This window comes from Streptomyces sp. LS-MS-L19 (assembly GCF_058382285.1).
Genome location: NZ_JBYCLL010000001.1, coordinates 2,455,942 through 2,478,106 on the forward strand (window position 1 = coordinate 2,455,942; position 22,165 = coordinate 2,478,106).

Below are 22,165 nucleotides of genomic sequence, written 5' to 3' on the forward strand. Positions count from 1 at the left end.
AGGGAGCCGATCATCCAAGAGCCCGCATCACACCAGCAGGCGGCCGGGCCGGACGCCGAGTCGGAGGCCACCCGGCGCGACGCCGGCGTCACCGAGAGCGCCCGCGCGAACCGGGGCTGGTGGGACCGCAACGCGGACGAGTACCAGGTCGAGCACGGCACGTTCCTCGGGGACGACCGCTTCGTGTGGGGCCCCGAGGGCCTCGACGAGGTGGAGGCCGAGCTGCTGGGCCCGCCCGAGGACCTCAAGGGCAAGGACGTCCTGGAGATCGGCGCGGGCGCGGCCCAGTGCGCGCGCTGGCTGGCGGCGCAGGGCGCCCGCCCGGTCGCCCTCGACATCTCCCACCGCCAGCTCCAGCACGCCCTGCGGATCGGCTCGTCCTTCCCCCTGGTGTGCGCCGACGCGGGGGCGCTGCCCTTCGCGGACGGCTCCTTCGACCTGGCGTGCTCGGCGTACGGCGCGCTGCCGTTCGTCGCCGACCCGGTGCTGGTCCTGAAGGAGGTGCGCCGGGTCCTGCGCCCGGGCGGCCGTTTCGTCTTCTCGGTCACGCACCCGATCCGCTGGGCCTTCCCGGACGAGCCGGGCCCCGAGGGCCTCTCGGTCTCCGCCTCCTACTTCGACCGCACGCCCTACGTCGAGCAGGACGAGAACGGCGACGCGGTGTACGTCGAGCACCACCGCACGATCGGCGACCGGGTCCGTGACGTGGTCGCCGGCGGCTTCCGCCTGGTCGACCTGGTCGAGCCGGAGTGGCCGGCCTGGAACACCTCGGAGTGGGGCGGCTGGTCCCCGCTGCGCGGCAACCTGATCCCGGGCTCGGCGATCTTCGTGTGCGAGCGGGACTGACGGACTCGGACGTCCGGGCGGTCGTACGACACTAGGGGCGTGATCCGTTACGACGCCCTGGACGCCCTTCCCGTACGCAGTGCCCTGCCCGCGCTGGGCGACGCCCTGGAGGGACACGGGACGGCGGTCCTGGTGGCGCCGCCCGGCACGGGCAAGACGACCCTCGTCCCGCTGGTCCTGGCCGGTCTGCTGGACCCGCAGGCGCCCGCGCGGAGGGTCGTCGTCGCCGAGCCCCGCCGGATCGCCGCCCGCGCGGCCGCCCGGCGGATGGCGTGGCTGCTCGGCGAGAAGCCCGGGGAGGGCGTCGGGTTCACGGTGCGCGGCGAGCGGGTGGTCGGGCGGCACACGCGTGTGGAGGTCGTGACGACGGGGGTGCTGCTCCAGCGGCTCCAGCGCGACCAGGAGCTGGCGGGCGTCGACGTGGTGGTGCTCGACGAGTGCCACGAGCGGCATCTGGACGCGGACACGGCCGCGGCCTTCCTGTGGGACGTACGGCAGACCCTGCGCCCGGAGCTGCGGCTGCTGGCGGCCTCCGCGACGACGGACGCGCAGGGCTGGGCCCGGCTGCTGGGCGACGCGCCCGTGGTCGAGGCGGCGGGCGTCTCGCATCCGGTGGAGGTCGTCTGGGCGCCGCCCGCCCGTCCGGTACGGCCGCCGCACGGCATGCGGGTCGATCCCGCGCTGCTCGCGCACGTGGCGTCGGTCGTACGGCGGGCCCTGTCCGAGCGGGACGGGGACGTGCTGTGTTTCCTGCCCGGCGTGGGCGAGATCGCGCGCGTGGCCGGGCAGATGGGCGGCCTCGGGGACGTGGAGGTGCTCCAGGTGCACGGCCGGGCGCCCGCCGCCGTGCAGGACGCGGTGCTCACGGGCGGGGAGCGGCGCCGGGTGGTCCTCGCGACCTCGGTGGCCGAGTCGTCCCTGACCGTGCCCGGGGTGCGGGTGGTCGTCGACTCGGGGCTGGCGCGGGAGCCGCGCGTGGACCATGCGCGGGGGCTGAGCGCGCTGGCGACCGTGCGGGCCTCGCAGGCGGCCGGACGGCAGCGGGCGGGGCGGGCCGGGCGGGAGGCGCCGGGTGCGGTGTACCGGTGCTGGGCGGAGGCCGAGGATGCCCGTCTGCCGCGTTTCCCGGCCCCGGAGATCAAGGTGGCCGACCTGACGGCGTTCGCGCTCCAGGCGGCCTGCTGGGGCGATCCCGACGCCTCCGGCCTGGCGCTGCTGGATCCGCCGCCGGGCGGGGCGATGGCGGCGGCGAGGGCCGCTCTCGCGGCGGTGGACGCGGTGGACCCGGCCGGACGGGCCACACGGCGGGGCGTCCGGCTGGCGCGGCTGGGGTTGCACCCGCGGGTGGGGCGGGCACTGTTGGACGCGGCCGCCTCGGTCGGGGACGAGCGGGCCGCCGAGGTCGTCGCGCTGCTGAGCGAGGAGGCGCCTCGGGAGTACGGGGACGACCTCGTGGGCGCCCTGCGCACCGCCCGGCGCGGCGGCGACGCCTACGCGGCGCGGTGGCGGGCGGAAGTGCGCCGGCTGCGGGCCGTCGCGGCGGGGTCCACGGACGCGCCCGCCCCTGGTGGCACCCGGCCGGTGGTCGCCGGCGAGGACGGCGTCGCCGGGCTGGTGGCCGCCCTGGCCTTCCCCGAGCGTGTGGCCAGGAAGGACGGCGGCTCCTACCTCATGGCCTCCGGCACCCGCGCCGAACTCCCCGCCGGCTCCCCGCTCCAAGGCGCCCCCTGGATCGCCGTGGCCGTGGCGGACCGGCCCGTGGGCAAGGGCCACGCGCGCGTGCAGCTCGCCGCGGTGATCGACGAGGACACGGCCCGGTCGGCGGCCGCCTCCCTGTACTCCGAGCGCCAGGAGGTGCACTGGGCCGAGGGGGACGTCGTGGCGCGGCGGGTGGAGCGGCTCGGGGCGATCGAGCTGGCGGTGCGGCCGCTGCGCGACGCCGACCCCGTCCTCGTACGCGAGGCGCTTGTCGAGGGGCTGCGTCAGGAGGGGCTACGGCTGCTGCGGTGGACGCCCGAGGCGGACGTACTGCGGCAGCGGCTCGCGTTCCTGCACCACCACCTCGGCGACGCGTGGCCGGAGGTGTCCGACGAGGCGCTCCACGCGCGCGTGGACGAGTGGCTGGAGCCCGAACTGAGCCGCGCCCGGCGGCGGGCCGAACTCGCGCGCGTGAACGCCGGAGAGGCGCTCCACAGACTCCTGCCGTGGGCCTCCGGTGAGGCCGCGCGGCTGGACGAGCTGGCGCCCGAGCGGATCGCCGTACCGAGCGGGTCCAGAGTCCGGATCGACTACGGGGACCCCGAACAGCCGGTGCTCGCGGTGAAGTTGCAGGAGATGTTCGGGTTGCAGGAGTCGCCGCGGGTCGCCGGGGTGCCCCTCGTGGTCCATCTGCTCTCCCCGGCCGGGCGCCCCGCGGCCGTCACGGCCGACCTGGCGTCGTTCTGGAAGGACGGCTACAAGGGCGTGCGGGCGGAGTTGCGCGGCCGCTATCCGAAGCATCCGTGGCCGGAGGACCCGGCCGGCGCAGAGCCGACGCGGCACACCAACGCGCGGCTCAGGCGGTGACCGGCTGCGGTTGCTCGGCCTTCGCCGGGGCCGGGCGGCGGCTTCGGGCCTCCAGCCACAGGGCGAGGACCAGGAGCAGGACGCCCAGGGTCAGGAAGCCCCAGGGGAGGTAGGACGTCATCAGCAGGACCAGCAGGCGGTTGGACTTCACCAGGTCGACGGTGTGCTCGATGTAGTCCTCGCGCATCTTCACGTGCCCGGCGAAGGCGGTGACCTTCTCGCGGCCGCCGAGGAGGGTGCCGCCGCGCAGCTCCTCCTTGTGGATCTCCTCGCCGTAGACGGGGGCTCCGGTGAGCGGTTCGACCCAGAACTTGCGGACCGTGGTGTACCAGCGGGTGGTGCCGGTCTTGGCGACGGTCTCGGGGGTGATGCCCTTGACCGGCATGGTCTTGGGGAAGGGCACCTTGGTCCAGGGGATGGTCTGCTCGAAGTAGTAGACCTCCACACCACGGAAGGTCTGGGTGCCCTTGTAGTGGATGGGGTTGGTGGTGCGGGTCTGCGCGTCGAAGTACTCGTAGTCGCGTTTCTCCGTCAGGAAGGGCCACTTGAACTCGATGCCGGTGCGCTTGACCGGGTCGCCGTCGACCATCTCGCCGGGGGCGTGGACGGGGGCCTGGGTGTGGGCGTCGAAGATGTAGCGCTCCGGGATCTCGGAGACCATCTTCCCGTCGGGCCCCTGGACGTAGGACAGCCCGTCCCAGACGACGACGTCCTTGCCGGCCGTCTTCTCGATCTTCTCGGAGGCCGCCACATCGCCCTTGAGGGTCTGCACGACGGTGACCTTCGGGACCTTCTTCGCGGTCATCGAGCCGTAGTCGAGGAGGGTGGCGTCCTTCGCCTCCAGGACCATGTCCTGGTACTGGTTCGCGGGGATCTTGGCCAGGCGCGGGAAGGCGTACCAGCGCAGCAGCGGGGACAGCGCCGCGAAGAACACGGCGAGGGCGAGCAGGACCAGGCTGGTCTTGCGGCGCATCTCGGCCTCCCGGGCGGACGGTTAGGGGTGGGCGGGCACTGTCGTCAGCAAGGGCTTGGGTGATGTCCCGCCCGTCTGCTGCCCCATGGCGGTGATCGCGAGGATCAGCGCGAACGCCAGGACGAGACCGGTCGTGGCGGCGATCAGGGCGCGCATGTCTGCCTCCCTGCGGACGGGAACTGATACATCGTCAGGTCCGGCACCGTAGCAACGCCCGGGCGAGATGAGAACAGGTCGCACACGGACGGAGGGCGCCCTGTCCGCCGAAGCGGAAAGGACGCCCTCCGGGGTGGGTCCGGTGCCGGTTACGAACTCGCGCTCGGGCTGGGCGAGGGGCTCGCGGAGGTGTCCGTGGCGGGCGCCACCACGGTCAGGGTCACGTCGAGGGTGGCGCCGCCCGCGGTGGTGATGCGGAGCAGGAAGGTGCCGGTGGTGTCGTCGGAGTAGAGCTGCGGCAGCTTCAGCAGACCGTCGGCGTCCGTCGTCAGGCCCGTCAGGGTGCGGACGGTCTTGCCGTCGGCGTCCTTGAAGTAGGGGCCCTTGTCGTTCTCGGTGGCGTCGTCGGCCGACTTGATCAGGGTGGCGGTGGCGGCGACCTTGTCGGCGACCGCGCCCTTGTAGGTGGCCTTCACCTGGACCGCGTCGGCGAACTGACCGCTCGGGACGCAGGTCAGGTCCGTGGTCGTGGTGCGGACCAGGGTGTCGGCGACGCGCTGGGTGACGGTGGCCGTGTAGTCGGGGGCGGTGACCGTACGGCCGATGAGGCTCGTGCGGACCGTGAAGGTGCCGGTGGTCTCGCCGGCCTGGAGCGCGGGCGCGGTGGCCACGCCGGAGGCGCCGGTGAGCGCGGTGGCGACCTTCTCGCCGCCGGCGAAGGTGGCGTCGGTGTCGCCGACGATCGTGAAGCGGATCCGCACCTTGGGGACGCCCATGCCCGCGGCGTTCTCGGCCCGGGTGCTGATCTTGTCGCCGAACGCGTCGCCGGCCATGGCGGTGAGCTTCGCGGTGCCCGAGTCCTCCAGGTGGTCCACCGACTGGGTGGGCGTGACGGGAGGCGTCGACGGCGGGGTGGTGGGGCCGCCCGACGGGGGCGGGGTGGTCGAGGGCGGAGTCGCGGGCGGCTTCGGCTTCGTCGGGCCGGTGCCGGGCGCGCTCGGCGAGGTGGTGCCCGGGGTCGACGTCGAGGGCGCCGAGGGGGTCGAGCCGCCGGTGCTGCCGTCGCTGCGGTTGCCCGGGACGGTGCCGGTGCCGTCGGGGATCTCGTGGGTGCCCTTGCGGTAGTACTCCAGCCACGACAGGACCGTGTTCAGGTAGTGCCGCGAGGGGTTGTAGCTGAGGATCGCGTCTTCCAGGCCGCCGCTGGTCGCGAGGTCCCAGTTGTTGCGGCACAGGTAGTGCCCCGCGGCGAGGGAGGCGTCGTAGATGTTGTTCGGGTCCTTCACCCCGTCGCCGTTGCCGTCGCGGCCGGCCCACGCCCAGGTGGACGGGATGAACTGCATGGGTCCGACGGCCGAGTCGTAGGCCGTGTCGCCGTCGTAGGCACCGTTGTCGGTGTCCTTGATGAGCGCGAAGCCGTTGCCGTCGAGCTGCGGGCCGAGGATCTTGGAGGTCGTGGTGCCGTCGGCGTCGACGCGGCCGCCGCGGGCCTGGCCCGACTCGACCTGGCCGATGGCGGCGAGCAGCTGCCAGGGCAGGTTGCAGCCGGGCTTGGACCGCTGGAGTTCGGCCGCGGCCTTCTTGTAGGCGGCCAGGACCGTCGCGGGTATGCCCGCCTCGCTCTCCACCGGGGAGAGGGAAGGGGTGCTGCCGTCGGTCGGCGCGGGGCTCGGGGTGTTCAGCGGCGGCAGGTCCGTGTAGTACGGCGAGTTGCCGGTCGCGCCGTTCCCGGCGGTCGGGTCAGGAGAGGCCTCGGCACCGGCGGCGGTCGATCTGCCGTTGTCGTCGGCCGTCACCCCGGGAGCCTGGGAGGCGGACAGTGCCGCGACCGCGAGTGCTGCCACGGCGGTGGTCGTCGCCCCTTTGGCCAGCCTCCTGCCGAATTGCGCCGCCATAAAGTGAACCCCTCCTGTGGACGCCCGAACGCCCGTCTCCGTCTGTCGCTCTCGTCCAGTTGTGACGGTCGAACCACCCTGGAGGTTGCCCCTGTGACGCGCGGCAATTCCTGATTCGCACGTTCGACCGAGCTCCCCGGCACGGCGACCCGTGTGACCCTACGACAACTTGCTTTCCACGGACACCGGTTCGTGCCCGATATTCACCGGTTGGCCATGTTCGATCGATGGCCGGCCGCGTCACCCATACTGAACGGAAGCGATCACCCGCACCGCCACCCCGCCAACACCCGTCGTGAGGAGCCCCGTTGCCGTTCACCCTGAGCCACGCGGCGGCGGCACTGCCCGCACTGCGCCCCGACGGGACCGGTCGGGGCGGACTGGTTCCGGCCGTCCTCGTGGCCGGAACCTTCGCACCCGACATGACCTATTTCGCGGCAAGTGCCCTGTCCGGGGCGATGGAGTTCGGCACGTTCACGCACTCCCTCCCGGGCGTCTTCACCGTGGACGTACTGATCGCCTGGACCCTGGTGGGCCTCTGGCTGCTCCTGCGCGAGCCACTGGTGGCCCTGCTGCCCCGCGCCCGGCAGTCCGCTCCGGCGACCCTGCTGCGCTGCGGAACCCCCCACGCGCGGCTGAGCCCGGCCCTGGCCGCCCGCTGGTACATCTGCGCCGCGCTGGGAGCCCTCACCCATGTCGTGTGGGACGCGTTCACCCATCACGACCGGTGGGGTCTACGGCTCTTCCCGGCCCTGGACCGGACCGTGGCCGGCTTCCCCCTGTACTGGTACCTCCAGTACGGCAGTTCGGCGGTGGCGGCACTGGCCATAGCGGCGTTCTGCGTACGCGCCCTGCGCCGCCTGCCTGTATCGGCCGCCCCCATGGGTGTCCCGGCCCTTTCCCTGCGGGACCGGTGGTGGGCGCTGGCCGTGATCGGGGGCTGTGTGACGGTGGGCGCGCTGCAACGGGCCGTGCGGTGGTGGGCGTACTGGGGCTCCACCGCGAAACCCTGGGAACTGATCCCGACGCTGTGCTTCGGAGCGGGCGCCGGGCTGGTGCCGGGTCTCCTGCTCTACACCGCGTTCGTCAGACTGCGCCGCCCGGCCCCGACACGGGATGCTCCGCGGGAGGCCGAGCTCCCGCTCCCCCGCTGACGGCCCCCTCCGCCGCGACGAACACCGTCATGGCGGGCACGGGCCGGGACCGGGGCAGCAGGGTGAGAGCGAGCGCGAGATAACGGAGAGCCAGCTCGCGGAGCCGACGCGGCAAGGGCTCCCCTTGCCCTCGGCGAAGACGCCGCCGCAGGCGTGCCGTGAGGCCGACAGGAACACGGGCAGTGCTCGCACCGACCGCGTGGGCCGGCACCGGGGGCCGCAGGGAGTACGGGGCCTGCTCGACGCACACCTGTACGGGTGCCGTCCGGCGGTGAAGCATGCGTATACCCATGAGCGCATCCTGGCCGGGGGTCGGTGAGGGGGCGCGATGTGGAGTCCAGGCGGGTGACGTGTGCGCCTGTGGGGGTGCCGGGTTCTGTTGTTGGGCGGCTGCGGGTGCGGTGTGCGCTGGGCTTGAGCCGGGCGCCTAAGGGGGTGCCGGGGCAGGTCGTCGGGCGGGTGCGGGTGCGTTGTGGCTGGTCGCGCAGTTCCCCGCGCCCCCGCTGCGCTGGGCTGGTGCCGGGCGCCTACGGGGGTGCCGGGTTCTGTCGTCGGGCGGGTGCGGGTGCGTCGTGGCTGGTCGCGCAATTCCCCGCGCCCCTAGGGGGTTGCAGTTGACCTGCGCCACGACGGGACCGTCAGCCGCCTACGCCCGCCGCCGCGGACCGTTGGCCGCCCGCCTCCGCGCCCGCCCTTACGGACCATTGGCCGCCCGCGTCCGCCCCCACCGACCGTTGGCCGCCGACGGCGCGAAGGGGACGGGGTGGGGGGTGTCCGCCCGCAGCGGCCGGCGTCCGTTACAGGGCCCCTCATAAGTGACCGAACCGCCGGACCGAGGACGGATACCCCCCACCCCGGCACCGACCCACCCACCGAACGAAACGCGCTACACCCGCCCCCACCGGACAGCAACGGGCCGCCGCAGGCCCCCAGGGGCGCGGGGAACTGCGCAAAACGCCCGCCCCCACCCACCCCGCGGACAAATACGGCCCAACCGCCGGAGGCTAGTGCGCTGCGGACTCCCAGTCCGCCCCATCCCCCACCGAAACCCCCAGCGGCACCCGCAACCGCACCGCGTCCGCCATCCCCCGCCGCACGATCGACTCCGCGGCCTCCCGCTCCCCCGGAGCCACTTCCAGCACGATTTCGTCGTGGACCTGCAACAGCATCCGGGAGACGAGCCCCGCCTCCCGCAACGCCCCGTCCACCTTGAGCATCGCGATCTTCACGATGTCCGCCGCCGTGCCCTGGATCGGCGCGTTCAGCGCCATCCGCTCGGCCGCCTCACGCCGCTGGCGGTTGTCGCTGTTGAGGTCGGGCAGATACCGCCGGCGCCCGAACAGCGTCGCCGTGTACCCCGTGGCCCGCGCCTCGTCGACCGCCCGCCGCAGATAGTCCCGCACCCCGCCGAACCGCTCGAAGTACGCGTCCATCAGCGCCCGCGCCTCGCCCGCCTCGATGTTCAGCTGCTGCGAGAGCCCGAACGCGGACAACCCGTACGCCAGCCCGTACGACATCGCCTTGATCTTGCGCCGCATCTCCGCGTCGACCTGGCCGGGCTCGACCGCGAAGACCTGCGAGGCGGCGGTGGTGTGCAGGTCCTCCCCGGACGTGAACGCCTCGATGAGCCCCTCGTCCTCGGAGAGGTGCGCCATCACCCGCAGCTCGATCTGGCTGTAGTCCGCGGTCATGAGGGACTCGAAGCCCTCCCCCACCACGAACCCGCGCCGGATCGCCCGCCCCTCGTCCGTGCGGACGGGGATGTTCTGGAGGTTGGGGTCGGTCGACGACAGGCGTCCCGTCGCCGCGACGGTCTGGTTGAACGTCGTATGGATACGGCCGTCCGCGGCGATCGTCTTGATCAGGCCCTCCACGGTCACCCGCAGCTTGGCCTGCTCCCGGTGCCGGAGCATGATCACCGGCAGTTCGTTGTCCGTCTGGGTCGCCAGCCACGCCAGCGCGTCCGCGTCCGTCGTGTAGCCGGTCTTCGTCTTCTTCGTCTTCGGCAGGCCCAGCTCCCCGAAGAGGACTTCCTGGAGCTGCTTGGGCGAGCCGAGGTTGAACTCGTGCCCGGCCGCCGCGTGCGCTTCCTTCACGGCCTGCTGGACCGCCCCGGCGAACATCTGCTCCATGGCCTCCAGGTGGGCCCGGTCGGCGGCGATGCCGTGCCGCTCCATGCGGGCCAGCAGTTCGGAGGTGGGCAGTTCCATGTCGCGCAGCAGGTCCGCCGCGCCGACCTCCTCCAGGCGGCCCGCGAAGGCCGTGCCCAGGTCGAGCACGGCCCGCGCCTGGATCATCAGCGCCTCGGCCTCGGCCCCGTCGTCCGCGCCGAAGGCGAGCTGCCCGTCGGCCGCGGCGGCGGGCGCCAGCTCCCGGCCCAGGTACTCCAGGGACAGCGCGTCCAGGTCGAAGGACCGGCGCCCGGGCTTGACGAGGTAGGCGGCGAGCGCGGTGTCCATGCCGACTCCGGCGAGGGACCAGCCGTGCTCGGCGAAGACCCGCATGGCGCCCTTGGCGTTGTGCAGGACCTTGGGCCGGTCGGCGTCGGCGAGCCAGGCCACCCACGCGCGCTCGTCGGCCTCGTCCAGCTCGGACGGGTCGAACCAGGCGGCCGCCCCGCCGCCCGCGGCGAGGGCGACCTCGGCGACCGATCCGGTGCCGAGTGCCCAGGTGTCGAGCGTGGCGATGCCGAGGGGCTGCTGTGCGCCGTGCTCGGCGAGCCAGCCGGCCAGCTCGCCGGTGCCGAGCACCGTGCCGTCCACCGCCACGCCGGGCGCGGCGACGGGGGCGCCCTCGGCCTCCTCGGCGCCCGGGTCCACGGCCAGCAGCCGCTCCCGCAGGGAGGGGTTCCTGATCTCCAGGGTGTCGAGGATCATCGCGAGGGTCTTGCGGTCGTACGGCAGGCGCTCCAGGTCGGTGACCGTCTTCGGCAGCTCCACCGTGCGCACCATCTCGGTGAGGCGGCGGTTCAGCTTGACGGACTCCAGGTGGTCGCGGAGGTTCTGCCCGGCCTTGCCCTTGACCTCCTCGACCCGCTCGACGAGCTCCGCGAACGAACCGAACTGGTTGATCCACTTCGCGGCGGTCTTCTCGCCGACGCCGGGGATGCCGGGGAGGTTGTCGGACGGGTCGCCGCGCAGGGCCGCGAAGTCGGGGTACTGGGCGGGCGTCAACCCGTACTTCTCGAAGACCTTCTCCGGAGTGAACCGGGTCAGCTCGGAGACGCCCTTGGTCGGGTAGAGGACGGTGGTGTGCTCGGAGACCAGCTGGAAGGAGTCGCGGTCGCCGGTGACGATCAGCACCTCGAAGCCCTCGGCCTCGGCCTGAGTGGCGAGCGTGGCGATGACGTCGTCGGCCTCGAAGCCGTCGACCGCGAACCGCGAGACGTGCATGGCGTCGAGGAGCTCGCCGATCAGCTCGACCTGGCCCTTGAACTCGTCCGGGGTCTTGGAGCGGTTGGCCTTGTACTCCGTGAACTCCTCGGAGCGCCAGGTCTTCCTGGACACGTCGAAGGCCACCGCGAAGTGGGTGGGCTCCTCGTCGCGCAGGGTGTTGGCCAGCATCGACGCGAAGCCGTAGATCGCGTTGGTCGGCTGGCCGGTCGCGGTGGTGAAGTTCTCCGCGGGCAGCGCGAAGAACGCGCGATAGGCCAGCGAGTGCCCGTCCATGAGCATCAGGCGCGGGCGGCTGCCGCCGGGGCTGTTGTCGGTCTTCTTCGCTGCTGTCTCTGCCACGCCCCCGATCCTGCCACGCGGCACTGACAGTCGGCTGCCGCGGTGAGCCCGGCACCGCCCACGAGCTTCTCCGGGGGCCGGTCGGCGTCGTAACCGAAGCGAGGCGAAGCGCCCCGGGAACGCGGGACGCAAGCTGTGGTCCCTTCCCGTCCCCGACCCCCGGGGGGTGATCGTTGTCACCGCCCCGTGGGAGGATCGGGAACGTACTCGCACGTGTAGGCGAAGGAGAGTGCGCGATGGCCACGAAGCCGCCCAAGGGTGATCCGGTTCAGGACGCTCCGCAGGTCACCGAACCGAAGCACGCGGCGGCCGGCCTCCCGGCCATCGGCCACACCCTGCGCATCGCCCAGCAGCAGATGGGCGTCAGGCGCACCGCGCTCACGCTGCTGCGGGTCAACCAGAAGGACGGCTTCGACTGTCCCGGCTGCGCCTGGCCGGAGCCGGACCACCGGCACGCGGCGGAGTTCTGCGAGAACGGCGCGAAGGCGGTCGCCGAGGAAGCCACCCTGCGCCGGATCACCCCGGAGTTCTTCGCCGCGCACCCCGTCGCCGACCTCGCGCACCGCAGCGGCTACTGGCTGGGCCAGCAGGGCCGGCTTACCCACCCCATGTACGTCCCCGAGGGCGGCACCCACTACGAGCCGGTCTCCTGGGAGCGCGCGTTCGACATCGTCGCCGAGGAGATCGCCGCCCTCGACTCCCCCGACGAGGCCGTCTTCTACACCTCGGGCCGCACCAGCAACGAGGCCGCGTTCCTCTATCAGCTCTTCGCGCGCGAGCTCGGCACCAACAACCTGCCGGACTGCTCCAACATGTGCCACGAGTCGTCCGGTTCGGCGCTCAGCGAGACCATCGGCATCGGCAAGGGCAGCGTCCTGCTGGAGGACCTCTACAGGGCCGACCTGATCATCGTCGCCGGTCAGAACCCGGGCACCAACCACCCGCGCATGCTCTCCGCCCTGGAGAAGGCCAAGGCGAACGGCGCGAAGATCATCAGCGTCAACCCGCTGCCCGAGGCGGGCCTGGAGCGCTTCAAGAACCCGCAGACCCCCCAGGGCATGGTCAAGGGCGCCGCGCTCACCGACCTCTTCCTCCAGATCCGCATCGGGGGCGACCAGGCCCTCTTCCGCCTCCTCAACAAGCTGATCCTGGAGACGGAGGGCGCCGTCGACGAGGCGTTCGTCGCCGAACACACCCACGGCTACGAGGAGTTCGCCGCGGCCGCCCGCGCCGCCGACTGGGAGGAGACGCTCACCGCGACCGGGCTGTCCCAGCAGGAGATCGAGCAGGCCCTCTCCATGGTCCTCGCCTCGGAGCGGACCATCGTCTGCTGGGCCATGGGCCTCACCCAGCACAAGCACTCCGTGCCGACCATCCGCGAGGTCGTCAACTTCCTTCTGCTGCGCGGCAACATCGGCCGCCCCGGCGCCGGCGTCTGCCCGGTCCGCGGCCACTCCAACGTCCAGGGCGACCGCACCATGGGCATCTTCGAGCGTCCCGCGCCCGCCTTCCTGGACGCCCTGGAGAAGGAGTTCGGCTTCGCCCCGCCGCGCGAGCACGGCTTCGACGTGGTCCGCGCCATCCGCGCCCTGCGCGACGGCGAGGCCAAGGTCTTCTTCGCCATGGGCGGCAACTTCGTCTCCGCCTCCCCCGACACCGAGGTCACCGAGGCCGCCATGCGGCGCGCCCGGCTGACCGTGCACGTGTCGACCAAGCTCAACCGCTCGCACGCGATCACGGGCGCGCGTGCCCTGATCCTGCCCACGCTCGGCCGCACCGAGCGTGACGTCCAGGGCAGCGGCGAGCAGTTCGTGACCGTCGAGGACTCCATGGGCATGGTGCACGCCTCCCGGGGCCGTCTGGAGCCGGCGAGCGGGCAGTTGCTGTCCGAGCCCGCCATCGTGGCCCGCCTCGCCCGCCGGGTCCTCGGCGAGAACAGCACCACGCCCTGGGAGGACTTCGAGAAGGACTACGCCACCATCCGCGACCGCATCGCCCGCGTGATCCCCGGCTTCGAGGACTTCAACGCGCGCGTGGCCCGCCCCGGCGGCTTCACCCTGCCGCACGCCCCGCGCGACGAGCGGCGCTTCCCCACCGCCACCGGCAAGGCCAACTTCACCGCCGCGCCCGTCGAGTACCCCGAGCTGCCCGAGGGCCGGCTGCTGCTCCAGACACTGCGCTCGCACGACCAGTACAACACCACGATCTACGGCCTCGACGACCGCTACCGGGGCATCAGGAACGGCCGCCGGGTCGTGCTGGTCAACCCCGAGGACGCGCGCGGTCTCGGGCTCGCCGACGGGTCGTACGTCGACCTCGTCAGCGAGTGGAAGGACGGGGTGGAGCGGCGGGCGCCCGGGTTCCGGGTCGTGCACTATCCGACGGCCCGGGGCTGCGCGGCCGCGTACTACCCGGAGACCAACGTCCTGGTGCCGCTGGACGCCACCGCCGACACCAGCAACACCCCGGCCAGCAAGTCCGTCGTCGTACGTCTGGAACAATCGGCGACCGACTGAGCGTTTGCTCAGCCGTAGGCAGCCGTAGCGCACACGATGAACGGAGCCCTGGCCCATGGGTGAGCAGCAGCACGTCACGTTCCCGCAGGAGGTCATCGACGAGTACGCCGCCCTCGGCGTCGACCTCGTCGCGATGTTCTCGGCCGGACACCTGGGCACGCGCATGGGCGTCGAGATCGTGGAGGCCTCCGCCGAACGGGTCGTGGGGACCATGCCGGTCGAGGGGAACACCCAGCCGTACGGGCTGCTGCACGGCGGCGCCTCCGCCGTCCTCGCCGAGACCCTCGGGTCGGTCGGCTCCATGCTGCACGCCGGCAGCTCCAAGATCGCCGTCGGCGTGGACCTCAACTGCACCCACCACCGCGGCGTCCGCTCCGGCCTCGTCACCGGCGTGGCCACCCCGGTGCACCGGGGACGCTCCACCGCGACCTACGAGATCGTGATCAGCGACGACCAGCAACGACGCGTCTGCACCGCCCGCCTGACCTGCCTCCTACGCGAGGCCCCGGCCCGCTAGGCCCTGCCGGGCGGATCGGGTCAGCCGCGTGGGGAACGGTGCGGATCGACACAGGGCTCGACCACGCTCGTCGCCGACGACGCCGCCGGGGTCGTACGCGGACCGGAACGCCCTGCGGCCAGGTCTGGACGTGTCGAACCGGAAGGCGGAGGAGGGCGACCCGCGACGGGACCCCTTGGCGGGAGCCGGCACCGACGCCAACGCCGCAGACCAGCCTGTCGGCCCCCCGCCACACCGGCCTGATCCGCCTGAGGCCTTGACCCAGCCCCCGCCCCCCGGAACCCGCGCACCGGCTGGGCACCAGCCCCCCGCTCCCCTACCGTTTCCCCATGAGGTCGGCCTCATGACCGGGATCGGTCCCGTCGAGCCAGTCGACTCGACGGACACGGGGAAGAGCCAGGACGTCATCGGCGCCGACGCGCCCCGGCTGACGGATCGCTGGCGCGCGTGGTGGGACGGGCTGACGCCACGCGCACGCAAGGCCCTCGCGGCGACGGCGGCCGCCCTGCTCGCGGCCGGAGTCCTCCTCCCCCGCGCCCTGCCCGAGGACCCCCGCCCCGAGCCGCCCGCCACCCCCCTCCCCTGGCCCGCCAACGTCACCGCCTGGCGCTACCTCGGCCCCGCCGGACTCCCGGAGCCCGCCGGCACCCACCCCACCAGCGGACGGTTCCGCTTCGCCGTCGACGTCAGCCACGGACCGCCCGTCACCCTCCAGGTCACCGGCGCCGCCTTCCCCGGCCTCAGCGCCCACGCCGTACCCGAGGCCTTCACCGTGCACGCCGGCACGACACACCGGGTCACCGTGGAGATAGCGGTTTCCGACTGTTCCGGCCTGCCCCGTAATGCCGACCTACCATTTCTTGACGTAACGCTCCGTAACGCGCGCGCAATACAGCACCACAGCTTCATCTTCGGCCGGGCGTACTCCCACGACCTTTTCCAGCTCCTCCGAGGCGCCTGCTCGCCGACATCCCTGCCACAGGCCGGACGGCCAAGCGGAAGTGCAGGTTCTCAAAATGCGGACTGAGGGGAAATTCCGCCAAAACGGCTGAGAGCCCCCTCCGCGGAAGCCCACCATCCACCACGTCATAACAAGAAAGTCACAAGCCAGTGCACAGCGATGCCGCTGCCTGCAAACCGGGCTTAGAGTCACGGCCAGTCACCGCTCCATCGGGAGTTCGGTAAAGCGCGGGCACCAGCCGCACCCACGAGGGCGCGCGTGCCTGCGGAAAGGACTGATTGTGCGACGTTCCATGGTGATCCTGACCTCCGTCATGGCGACGGGGGCTCTCACACTCACCGCCTGCGGCTCCCGAGACGACAAGGGCGGCGACAGTGACAGCGGGGGTGGCACCACCCTCACCATCGGCGTGGACGCCCCGCTCTCCGGCGAGAACTCCACCACCGGTCTCGGCATCCAGTACGGCGCCCAGATCGCCGTCGACGACGCCAACAAGAACAAGCTCGTCCCCGGCGTCACCTTCAAGCTGAAGGCCTACGACGACAAGGCGCAGCCGGCCACCGGCCAGTCCAACGCCACCGCCATCACCGGCGACAAGACCGCCGTCGGCGCCGTCGGCCCGCTGAACTCCGGTGTCGCCCAGTCGATGCAGCAGGTGTTCGCCTCGGCCAACATGGTCGAGATCTCCCCCTCGAACACCAACCCCGCCCTGACCCAGGGCAAGGACTGGCAGACGGCCAAGAAGCGTCCCTACAAGACGTACTTCCGCACCGCCACCACCGACGAGCTCCAGGGCAGCTTCGCCGCCGACTACGCGTACAACGGCCTCAAGAAGAAGAAGGTCTTCGTCGTCGACGACAAGCAGACCTACGGCGCCGGCCTCGCCAAGATCTTCAACGAGCAGTTCAAGAAGCTCGGCGGCACCGTGGTCGGCACCGACCACGTCAACACCGGCGACAAGGACTTCGGCTCCCTCGTCACCAAGATCAAGACCTCCAAGGCCGACCTCCTCTACTACGGTGGCCAGTACGACGAGTCGTCGCTGATCACCAAGCAGATGAAGGACGGCGGAGTCAAGATCCCGCTCTTCGGCGGCGACGGCATGTTCGCCTCCACCTACATCGAGACCGCGGGCGCCGCCTCCGAGGGCGACCTGGCCACGGCCGTCGGTGTCCCCGCCGACACCCTGCCCGCCGCCAAGACGTTCATCGAGACGTACAAGGCCAAGGGCTACAAGGGTGACTACGGCGCCTACGGCGCGTACTCCTACGACGCCACCACCGCCATCATCAAGGCCGTGAAGGCCGCCGTGGACGCCAACGACGGCAAGGTCCCCAGCGACATCAACGCCCTGCGCTCCTCCGTCGTCGACAACGTCCAGAAGTCCGACTTCGAAGGCATCTCCGGCAAGGTCTCCTTCGACGAGTACGGCGACACCACCAACAAGCAGCTCACCGTCTACCAGGTCACCAAGGGCGCGTGGAAGGCTGTGAAGACCGGCACCGCCGACCTCGGCTAGTCCGGGCCCCCACAGCAGACAGCACCACCACACGGGCCGCGCGGGAGGGGACCCCGACCGCGCGGCCCTTGCCACACCCCACCCCTGCACACCACCAGTGCACACGACCACCAGCGACAATGGAGGCCACGCGGTGAACACCCTGCCGCAGCAGCTGGCCAACGGGCTGCTTCTGGGCTCGATGTACGGGCTGATCGCCATCGGCTACACGATGGTGTACGGCATCGTCCAGCTCATCAACTTCGCGCACGGCGAGATCTTCATGACCGGCGCCTTCGGGGCCTTCACGGTCTACTTCTACATCCTTCCCGACGGCGTCTCGATGGCCGTCGCCGTCCCCCTGATGCTCGTCGGCGGCGGCATCGTCGCGATCCTCATCGCGGTCGGAGCGGAACGGTTCGCCTACCGGCCCCTGCGCGGAGCACCACGGCTCGCACCACTCATCACCGCGATCGGCCTCTCCCTGGCCCTCCAGGAAGTCGTCCGCAACTTCTACCCGCACGCGGACCGCGCCGTCGCCTTCCCCGGCCTCGACGCCACCCACGAGATCGGCTCCGTCACCATCAAGGACGCCGACATCTTCCTGATCGTCGCCGCGATCGTCTGCATGTCCGCGCTCGCCTTCTTCGTCCGCAAGTCCCGCACCGGCCGCGCCATGCAGGCCACCGCCCAGGACCCGGACACCGCACAGCTCATGGGCATCGACACCAACCGCATCATCGTCATCGCCTTCGCCATCGGCGGCTTCTTCGCCGCCGTCGCCGCCGTCGCCTACGGCCTCAAGTACGGCAACATCGACTACCGCATGGGCTTCCTGATGGGCCTCAAGGCCTTCACCGCGGCCGTCCTCGGCGGCATCGGCAACATCTACGGCGCCATGCTCGGCGGCCTGGTCCTCGGCGTCGCCGAGACCCTCGCCTCCGCCTACATCGACGGCATCCCCGGCATGGACAAGCTCGGCGGCCAGAGCTGGGCCAACGTCTGGGCCTTCGCGCTCCTCATCATCGTTCTCCTCGTCAGGCCACAAGGCCTGCTCGGCGAACGCGTCGCGGACAGGGCGTGACCACCATGACCGACACCATCACCCGCGGCCTGATCCCGCTGCCCCTCGCAGCCGCCCGCGCGCTCCTCCTCGCCGGCGGCATCGCCACCGCCGCCTCCGCCTTCCTCGCCTGGACCTGGACCAGCGAGTTCCCCGGCGACCTCACCATCACCGGCTACCCCGGCGGCCTCCAGTGGCTGACCTTCATCGCCGGCCTCCTCATCACGGTGTTCGCCCTCGCGGCCTACGACATCCCCGGCCTGCGCGCCCTCATCCCCGCCCGCAACAACGCCCCCCTGGTGCTCACCGCCCTCGGCGGCTTCGGCGTCACCTGGTACACGATCGTCTCGATCGCCGCCGAACTCGGCGGACTCGCCAACCTCGAGCCGGGCGGCTGGGTCGCGGCCATCGCCTCCCTCCTCCCCGTCATCGGCGCCTTCGCCCTCCCCGAGACCCGCACCGCGAACGCCAAGGGCAACGTCAAGGCGTACCTCGCCAAGCCCGACCGCATCCCCGCCCCCGCACCCATCAGCCCCTGGGTCGAGCGCGCGATCATCACCCTCGCCACCATCGTCGGCCTGGCCGTCTTCACCTACGGCATCGACACCGAGTACGGCGAGCTCTTCGTCGGCTACCTCATCGTCGTCGTCTTCGCCGTCTGGGCCCTGCACACCGCGGGCCTCATGGACCGCTTCTCCCGGATCGTCGCCCACAACCGCAGCTTCACGCTCGCCATGGGCTTCGCCGCCGCGATCGCGTTCCCCTTCACCCAGACCGACGACCACTACGCCAACATCGGCGTCAACATCCTGATCTTCGGAACCGTCGCCCTGGGCCTCAACATCGTCGTCGGCCTCGCGGGCCTCCTCGACCTCGGATACGTCGCCTTCCTCGGCGTCGGCGCCTACACCGCCGCCCTCGTCTCCGGCTCCGAGTTCTCCCGCTTCTCCGGCGTCCACTTCCCCTTCTGGGCCGCCGCCCTCGCCGGCGCCGCCGCATCGCTCATCTTCGGCGTCCTCATCGGCGCCCCCACCCTGCGACTGCGCGGCGACTACCTCGCCATCGTCACCCTCGGCTTCGGAGAGATCTTCCGCATCGCCGTCAACAACATGGACGGCGAATCCGGCCCCGACATCACCAACGGCCCCAACGGCATCCCGTCGATCCCGGACCTCAACTTCTTCGGGTTCAACCTCGGCGAGGCCCACGACATCGCCGGCTTCACCATCGGCCGCTTCGCCAACTACTACCTGCTCATGGTGCTGATCATGGCCATCGTGGTCCTGGTCTACACCCGCGCCGCCGACTCCCGCATCGGCCGCTCCTGGATCGCCATCCGCGAGGACGAGACCGCCGCCACCGCCATGGGCATCAACGGCTTCCGCGTCAAGCTCATCGCCTTCGCCCTCGGCGCCGCCCTCGCCGGCCTCGCCGGCACCGTCAGCGCCCACGTCACCTACAGCGTCGTCCCGACGCCGTACCAGTTCGCGGGCTCGACACCCCCCAACTCGGCCTTCCTCCTGGCCGCGGTGGTCCTCGGCGGCATGGGCACGGTGGCCGGCCCCATCCTCGGCGCCGCACTCCTCTACCTGCTGCCCGAGAAGCTCGTCTTCCTCCAGGACAAGTCGCTGCTGGCCTTCGGCATCGCCCTCATCCTGCTGATGCGCTTCCGCCCCGAAGGCATCATCGCCAACCGCCGCCGACAGCTCGAATTCCACGAGACCGGCCAACTCGACGTACCAGAGACAACAACACTGTCCGGCGAACCGACCGCCGTCACCAAGGCCGGGGCGTGAGCACCATGACGACACCTGTACTCGAGGCCCGCAACGTCACCATGCGCTTCGGCGGCCTCACCGCCGTCCGCTCGGTCGACTTCACCGTCAACGCGGGCGAGATCGTCGGCCTCATCGGCCCCAACGGCGCCGGCAAGACGACCTTCTTCAACTGCCTCACCGGGCTGTACGTCCCCACCGAGGGCACCGTCTCCTACAAAGGCACCGTCCTCCCGCCCAAGCCCCACCTCGTCACCAAGGCCGGCATCGCCCGCACCTTCCAGAACATCCGCCTCTTCGCCAACATGACGGTCCTCGAGAACGTCCTCGTAGGCCGCCACACGCGGACCAAGGAAGGCCTCTGGTCGGCGCTGCTCCGCGGCCCCGGCTTCAAGAAGGCGGAGAAGGCCAGCGAAGAACGCGCCATGGAACTCCTCGAGTTCATCGGCCTCGCCGGCAAGCGCGACCACCTCGCCCGCAACCTCCCCTACGGCGAACAGCGCAAGCTGGAGATCGCCCGAGCCCTGGCCTCCGAGCCCGGCCTGCTCCTGCTCGACGAGCCCACGGCCGGCATGAACCCCCAGGAGACGCGGGCGACCGAGGAGTTGGTCTTCGCCATCCGCGACAAGGGCATCGCCGTCCTCCTCATCGAGCACGACATGCGCTTCGTCTTCAACCTCTCCGACCGCGTCGCCGTCCTCGTCCAGGGCGAAAAACTCGTCGAAGGCACCTCCGAGGTCGTCCAGGCCGACGAACGCGTCATCGCCGCCTACCTCGGAGAACCCTTCGACGGCGACCCCGGCACGGCGGAAGCCGCCGAGGCCGACGCAGCCGAAGCGGGCACCACCAGCACCAAGGGAGAAGGCCAGTGACCGCACTCCTCGAAGTCGAGGACCTCCGGGTCTCCTACGGCAAGATCGAAGCCGTCAAAGGCATCTCCTTCAGCGTCGAAGCCGGCCAGGTCGTCACCCTCATCGGCACCAACGGCGCCGGCAAGACGACGACACTGCGCACCCTCTCGGGCCTGTTGAAGCCGACCTCCGGAAAGATCACGTTCGACGGGAAGCCGCTCAGCGGCATCCCGGCCCACAAGATCGTCTCCTTCGGCCTCGCCCACTCCCCCGAAGGCCGGCACATCTTCCCCCGCCTGACCATCTTCGAGAACCTCCAGCTCGGAGCGTTCCTGAGGAAGGACAAGGAAGGGATCGAGAAGGACATACAGCGCGCCTACGACCTCTTCCCGATCCTGGGAGAGCGCCGCAACCAGGCCGCGGGCACCCTGTCCGGCGGCGAGCAGCAGATGCTCGCCATGGGCCGCGCGCTCATGTCCCAGCCGAAACTCCTCATGCTCGACGAGCCCTCCATGGGCCTCTCCCCGATCATGATGCAGAAGATCATGGCGACCATCGTCGAACTCAAGTCCCAGGGCACGACGATCCTCCTGGTCGAACAGAACGCCCAGGCCGCCCTCTCCCTGGCCGACCAGGGACACGTCATGGAGGTCGGCAACATCGTCCTCTCCGGCACCGGCCAGGACCTCCTGCACGACGAGTCGGTCCGCAAGGCGTACCTCGGCGAGGACTGACCCCTTCGGCTGTACGACGAGGCCCGCGCCCCCTGTTCGGGGACGCGGGCCTCGTCTTGTGCGACTGTCGAGCTCAGCCCTAGTTGGCCTTCTTCTCGTCGGCGTCCTGGATGACCGCCTCCGCGACCTGCTGCATCGACATACGGCGGTCCATCGACGTCTTCTGGATCCACCGGAACGCGGCGGGCTCGGTCAGACCGTACGACGTCTGCAGGATCGACTTGGCACGGTCGACGAGCTTGCGCGTCTCCAGGCGGAGGGTGAGGTCCGCGACCTCGTTCTCCAGCTCCCTGAGCTCGGTGAACCGGGACACGGCCATCTCGATCGCCGGCACGACGTCACTCTTGCTGAACGGCTTCACGAGGTACGCCATGGCACCGGCGTCCCTCGCCCGCTCGACGAGGTCGCGCTGCGAGAAGGCGGTGAGCATGAGGACGGGCGCGATGCGCTCTTCGGCGATCTTCTCGGCGGCCGAGATGCCATCGAGCTTGGGCATCTTGACGTCGAGGATCACGAGGTCGGGCTTGTGCTCACGGGCGAGCTCGACGGCCTGCTCACCGTCACCGGCCTCGCCGACGACGCTGTAGCCCTCTTCTTCCAGCATCTCTTTGAGGTCGAGCCGGATCAGGGCCTCGTCCTCGGCGATGACGACACGGGTCGTCAGCGGAGGCACGTGCGACTTGTCGTCGTCGGGCGCGTCTACGGGCTGGGGCGACTCGGGGGCGGTCACGGGGGCTCCTTGTTACGGGCCGGGCAGGTACTGCTGCTTAGGAAGCCTACCTAGAGGCAGGGAGCTTCGGTGACCCGGTATGCTTCTGGCCTGTCGCCTAGCCGGGTTGATGGAAGGGTAGACATGATCGCCTCAAAAGCGATTGTCCGAAAGGGCGTGCGGGTTCGAATCCCGCACCCGGCACTCTGACCCAGAAG

16 protein-coding genes and 1 tRNA gene are annotated in these 22,165 nt (G+C 71.1%); 12 read left to right on the forward strand and 5 right to left on the reverse strand.

Annotation, left to right across the window (positions count from 1 at the left end; genetic code table 11):
• Positions 1 to 9: 9 nt before the first annotated feature.
• Positions 10 to 846, forward strand: coding sequence for a class I SAM-dependent methyltransferase (locus tag AC2XR2_RS10875; protein WP_491518432.1), 837 nt, complete (start codon positions 10 to 12; stop codon positions 844 to 846).
• Positions 847 to 885: 39 nt separating this feature from the next.
• On the forward strand, positions 886 to 3,411 hold the full coding sequence (hrpB, locus tag AC2XR2_RS10880) for an ATP-dependent helicase HrpB (protein WP_491514918.1): 2,526 nt from the start codon (positions 886 to 888) through the stop codon (positions 3,409 to 3,411).
• Here hrpB and pgfA read toward each other — a convergent pair.
• From pgfA to AC2XR2_RS10895, 3 genes are all read right to left on the reverse strand, one after another.
• Positions 3,401 to 4,384 carry a cell envelope lipid trafficking protein PgfA gene (gene pgfA / locus AC2XR2_RS10885; protein WP_449348990.1) on the reverse strand — a complete coding sequence of 328 codons (984 nt, stop codon included), beginning with the start codon at positions 4,382 to 4,384 and terminating at the stop codon, positions 3,401 to 3,403. The two genes, hrpB and pgfA, sit on opposite strands and share 11 nt — an antisense overlap.
• Before the next feature lie 21 nt (positions 4,385 to 4,405).
• Entirely contained in the window at positions 4,406 to 4,540 is a 135-nt protein-coding gene (locus AC2XR2_RS10890; protein ID WP_123760070.1) for an SPW_0924 family protein, read from the reverse strand.
• Between the two features lie 149 nt (positions 4,541 to 4,689).
• The gene (locus AC2XR2_RS10895; protein ID WP_491514919.1) at positions 4,690 to 6,435 is read right to left on the reverse strand and encodes a lytic transglycosylase domain-containing protein; all 1,746 of its coding nucleotides are present in this window, start codon (positions 6,433 to 6,435) and stop codon (positions 4,690 to 4,692) included.
• A 308-nt stretch (positions 6,436 to 6,743) separates the two neighbouring features.
• Here AC2XR2_RS10895 and AC2XR2_RS10900 point away from each other — a divergent pair, with 308 nt between their 5' ends.
• Complete coding sequence (locus tag AC2XR2_RS10900; RefSeq protein ID WP_491514920.1) at positions 6,744 to 7,589, forward strand: DUF4184 family protein; 846 nt, start codon at positions 6,744 to 6,746, stop codon at positions 7,587 to 7,589.
• Positions 7,590 to 8,593: 1,004 nt separating this feature from the next.
• Here AC2XR2_RS10900 and polA read toward each other — a convergent pair.
• A complete protein-coding gene (polA, locus tag AC2XR2_RS10905; RefSeq protein WP_449353078.1) occupies positions 8,594 to 11,323 on the reverse strand; it encodes a DNA polymerase I in 2,730 nt (909 codons plus the stop codon).
• A gap of 236 nt (positions 11,324 to 11,559) precedes the next feature.
• Between polA and AC2XR2_RS10910 the strand changes: the two genes are divergently transcribed.
• The 8 genes from AC2XR2_RS10910 (at position 11,560) to AC2XR2_RS10945 (ending at position 21,238) form a co-directional block, all read left to right on the forward strand.
• A complete protein-coding gene (locus tag AC2XR2_RS10910; RefSeq protein ID WP_491514921.1) occupies positions 11,560 to 13,839 on the forward strand; it encodes an FdhF/YdeP family oxidoreductase in 2,280 nt (759 codons plus the stop codon).
• A gap of 55 nt (positions 13,840 to 13,894) precedes the next feature.
• Complete coding sequence (locus AC2XR2_RS10915; protein ID WP_449349005.1) at positions 13,895 to 14,356, forward strand: hotdog fold thioesterase; 462 nt, start codon at positions 13,895 to 13,897, stop codon at positions 14,354 to 14,356.
• Positions 14,357 to 14,699: 343 nt separating this feature from the next.
• A complete protein-coding gene (locus tag AC2XR2_RS10920) occupies positions 14,700 to 15,383 on the forward strand; it encodes a hypothetical protein (RefSeq protein WP_491514922.1) in 684 nt (227 codons plus the stop codon).
• A gap of 226 nt (positions 15,384 to 15,609) precedes the next feature.
• The gene (locus tag AC2XR2_RS10925; protein ID WP_449349026.1) at positions 15,610 to 16,836 is read left to right on the forward strand and encodes a branched-chain amino acid ABC transporter substrate-binding protein; all 1,227 of its coding nucleotides are present in this window, start codon (positions 15,610 to 15,612) and stop codon (positions 16,834 to 16,836) included.
• 133 nt (positions 16,837 to 16,969) lie between these two features.
• A complete protein-coding gene (locus AC2XR2_RS10930) occupies positions 16,970 to 17,899 on the forward strand; it encodes a branched-chain amino acid ABC transporter permease (protein ID WP_330267610.1) in 930 nt (309 codons plus the stop codon).
• Between the two features lie 5 nt (positions 17,900 to 17,904).
• Positions 17,905 to 19,674: a branched-chain amino acid ABC transporter permease gene (locus AC2XR2_RS10935; protein WP_381301504.1), complete on the forward strand. Its 1,770-nt coding sequence runs from the start codon at positions 17,905 to 17,907 to the stop codon at positions 19,672 to 19,674.
• A gap of 5 nt (positions 19,675 to 19,679) precedes the next feature.
• The gene (locus tag AC2XR2_RS10940) at positions 19,680 to 20,525 is read left to right on the forward strand and encodes an ABC transporter ATP-binding protein (protein ID WP_449349007.1); all 846 of its coding nucleotides are present in this window, start codon (positions 19,680 to 19,682) and stop codon (positions 20,523 to 20,525) included.
• Positions 20,522 to 21,238 (forward strand): ABC transporter ATP-binding protein, encoded by a 717-nt coding sequence (locus tag AC2XR2_RS10945; RefSeq protein WP_020137532.1) that lies wholly within the window; start codon positions 20,522 to 20,524, stop codon positions 21,236 to 21,238. Before AC2XR2_RS10940 ends, AC2XR2_RS10945 begins: the two co-directional genes overlap by 4 nt.
• A 79-nt stretch (positions 21,239 to 21,317) precedes the next feature.
• Here the strand turns inward: AC2XR2_RS10945 and AC2XR2_RS10950 are convergent, their stop codons facing one another.
• Positions 21,318 to 21,968 carry an ANTAR domain-containing response regulator gene (locus AC2XR2_RS10950; RefSeq protein ID WP_491514923.1) on the reverse strand — a complete coding sequence of 217 codons (651 nt, stop codon included), beginning with the start codon at positions 21,966 to 21,968 and terminating at the stop codon, positions 21,318 to 21,320.
• Between the two features lie 100 nt (positions 21,969 to 22,068).
• Between AC2XR2_RS10950 and AC2XR2_RS10955 the strand changes: the two genes are divergently transcribed.
• A tRNA-Leu gene (locus AC2XR2_RS10955) sits at positions 22,069 to 22,151 on the forward strand.
• Positions 22,152 to 22,165: the final 14 nt, after the last annotated feature.

Bases quoted from the DNA above. Each gene is read 5' to 3' on its own strand.
- AC2XR2_RS10920 (WP_491514922.1), top strand. From the start codon at position 14,700: ATGACCGGGATCGGTCCCGTCGAGCCAGTCGACTCGACGGACACGGGG.
- pgfA (WP_449348990.1), bottom strand. From the start codon at position 4,384: ATGCGCCGCAAGACCAGCCTGGTCCTGCTCGCCCTCGCCGTGTTCTTC.
- AC2XR2_RS10935 (WP_381301504.1), top strand. From the start codon at position 17,905: ATGACCGACACCATCACCCGCGGCCTGATCCCGCTGCCCCTCGCAGCC.
- AC2XR2_RS10925 (WP_449349026.1), top strand. From the start codon at position 15,610: ATGGTGATCCTGACCTCCGTCATGGCGACGGGGGCTCTCACACTCACC.
- AC2XR2_RS10940 (WP_449349007.1), top strand. From the start codon at position 19,680: ATGACGACACCTGTACTCGAGGCCCGCAACGTCACCATGCGCTTCGGC.
- AC2XR2_RS10895 (WP_491514919.1), bottom strand. From the start codon at position 6,435: ATGGCGGCGCAATTCGGCAGGAGGCTGGCCAAAGGGGCGACGACCACC.
- AC2XR2_RS10910 (WP_491514921.1), top strand. From the start codon at position 11,560: ATGGCCACGAAGCCGCCCAAGGGTGATCCGGTTCAGGACGCTCCGCAG.
- AC2XR2_RS10890 (WP_123760070.1), bottom strand. From the start codon at position 4,540: ATGCGCGCCCTGATCGCCGCCACGACCGGTCTCGTCCTGGCGTTCGCG.
- AC2XR2_RS10915 (WP_449349005.1), top strand. From the start codon at position 13,895: ATGGGTGAGCAGCAGCACGTCACGTTCCCGCAGGAGGTCATCGACGAG.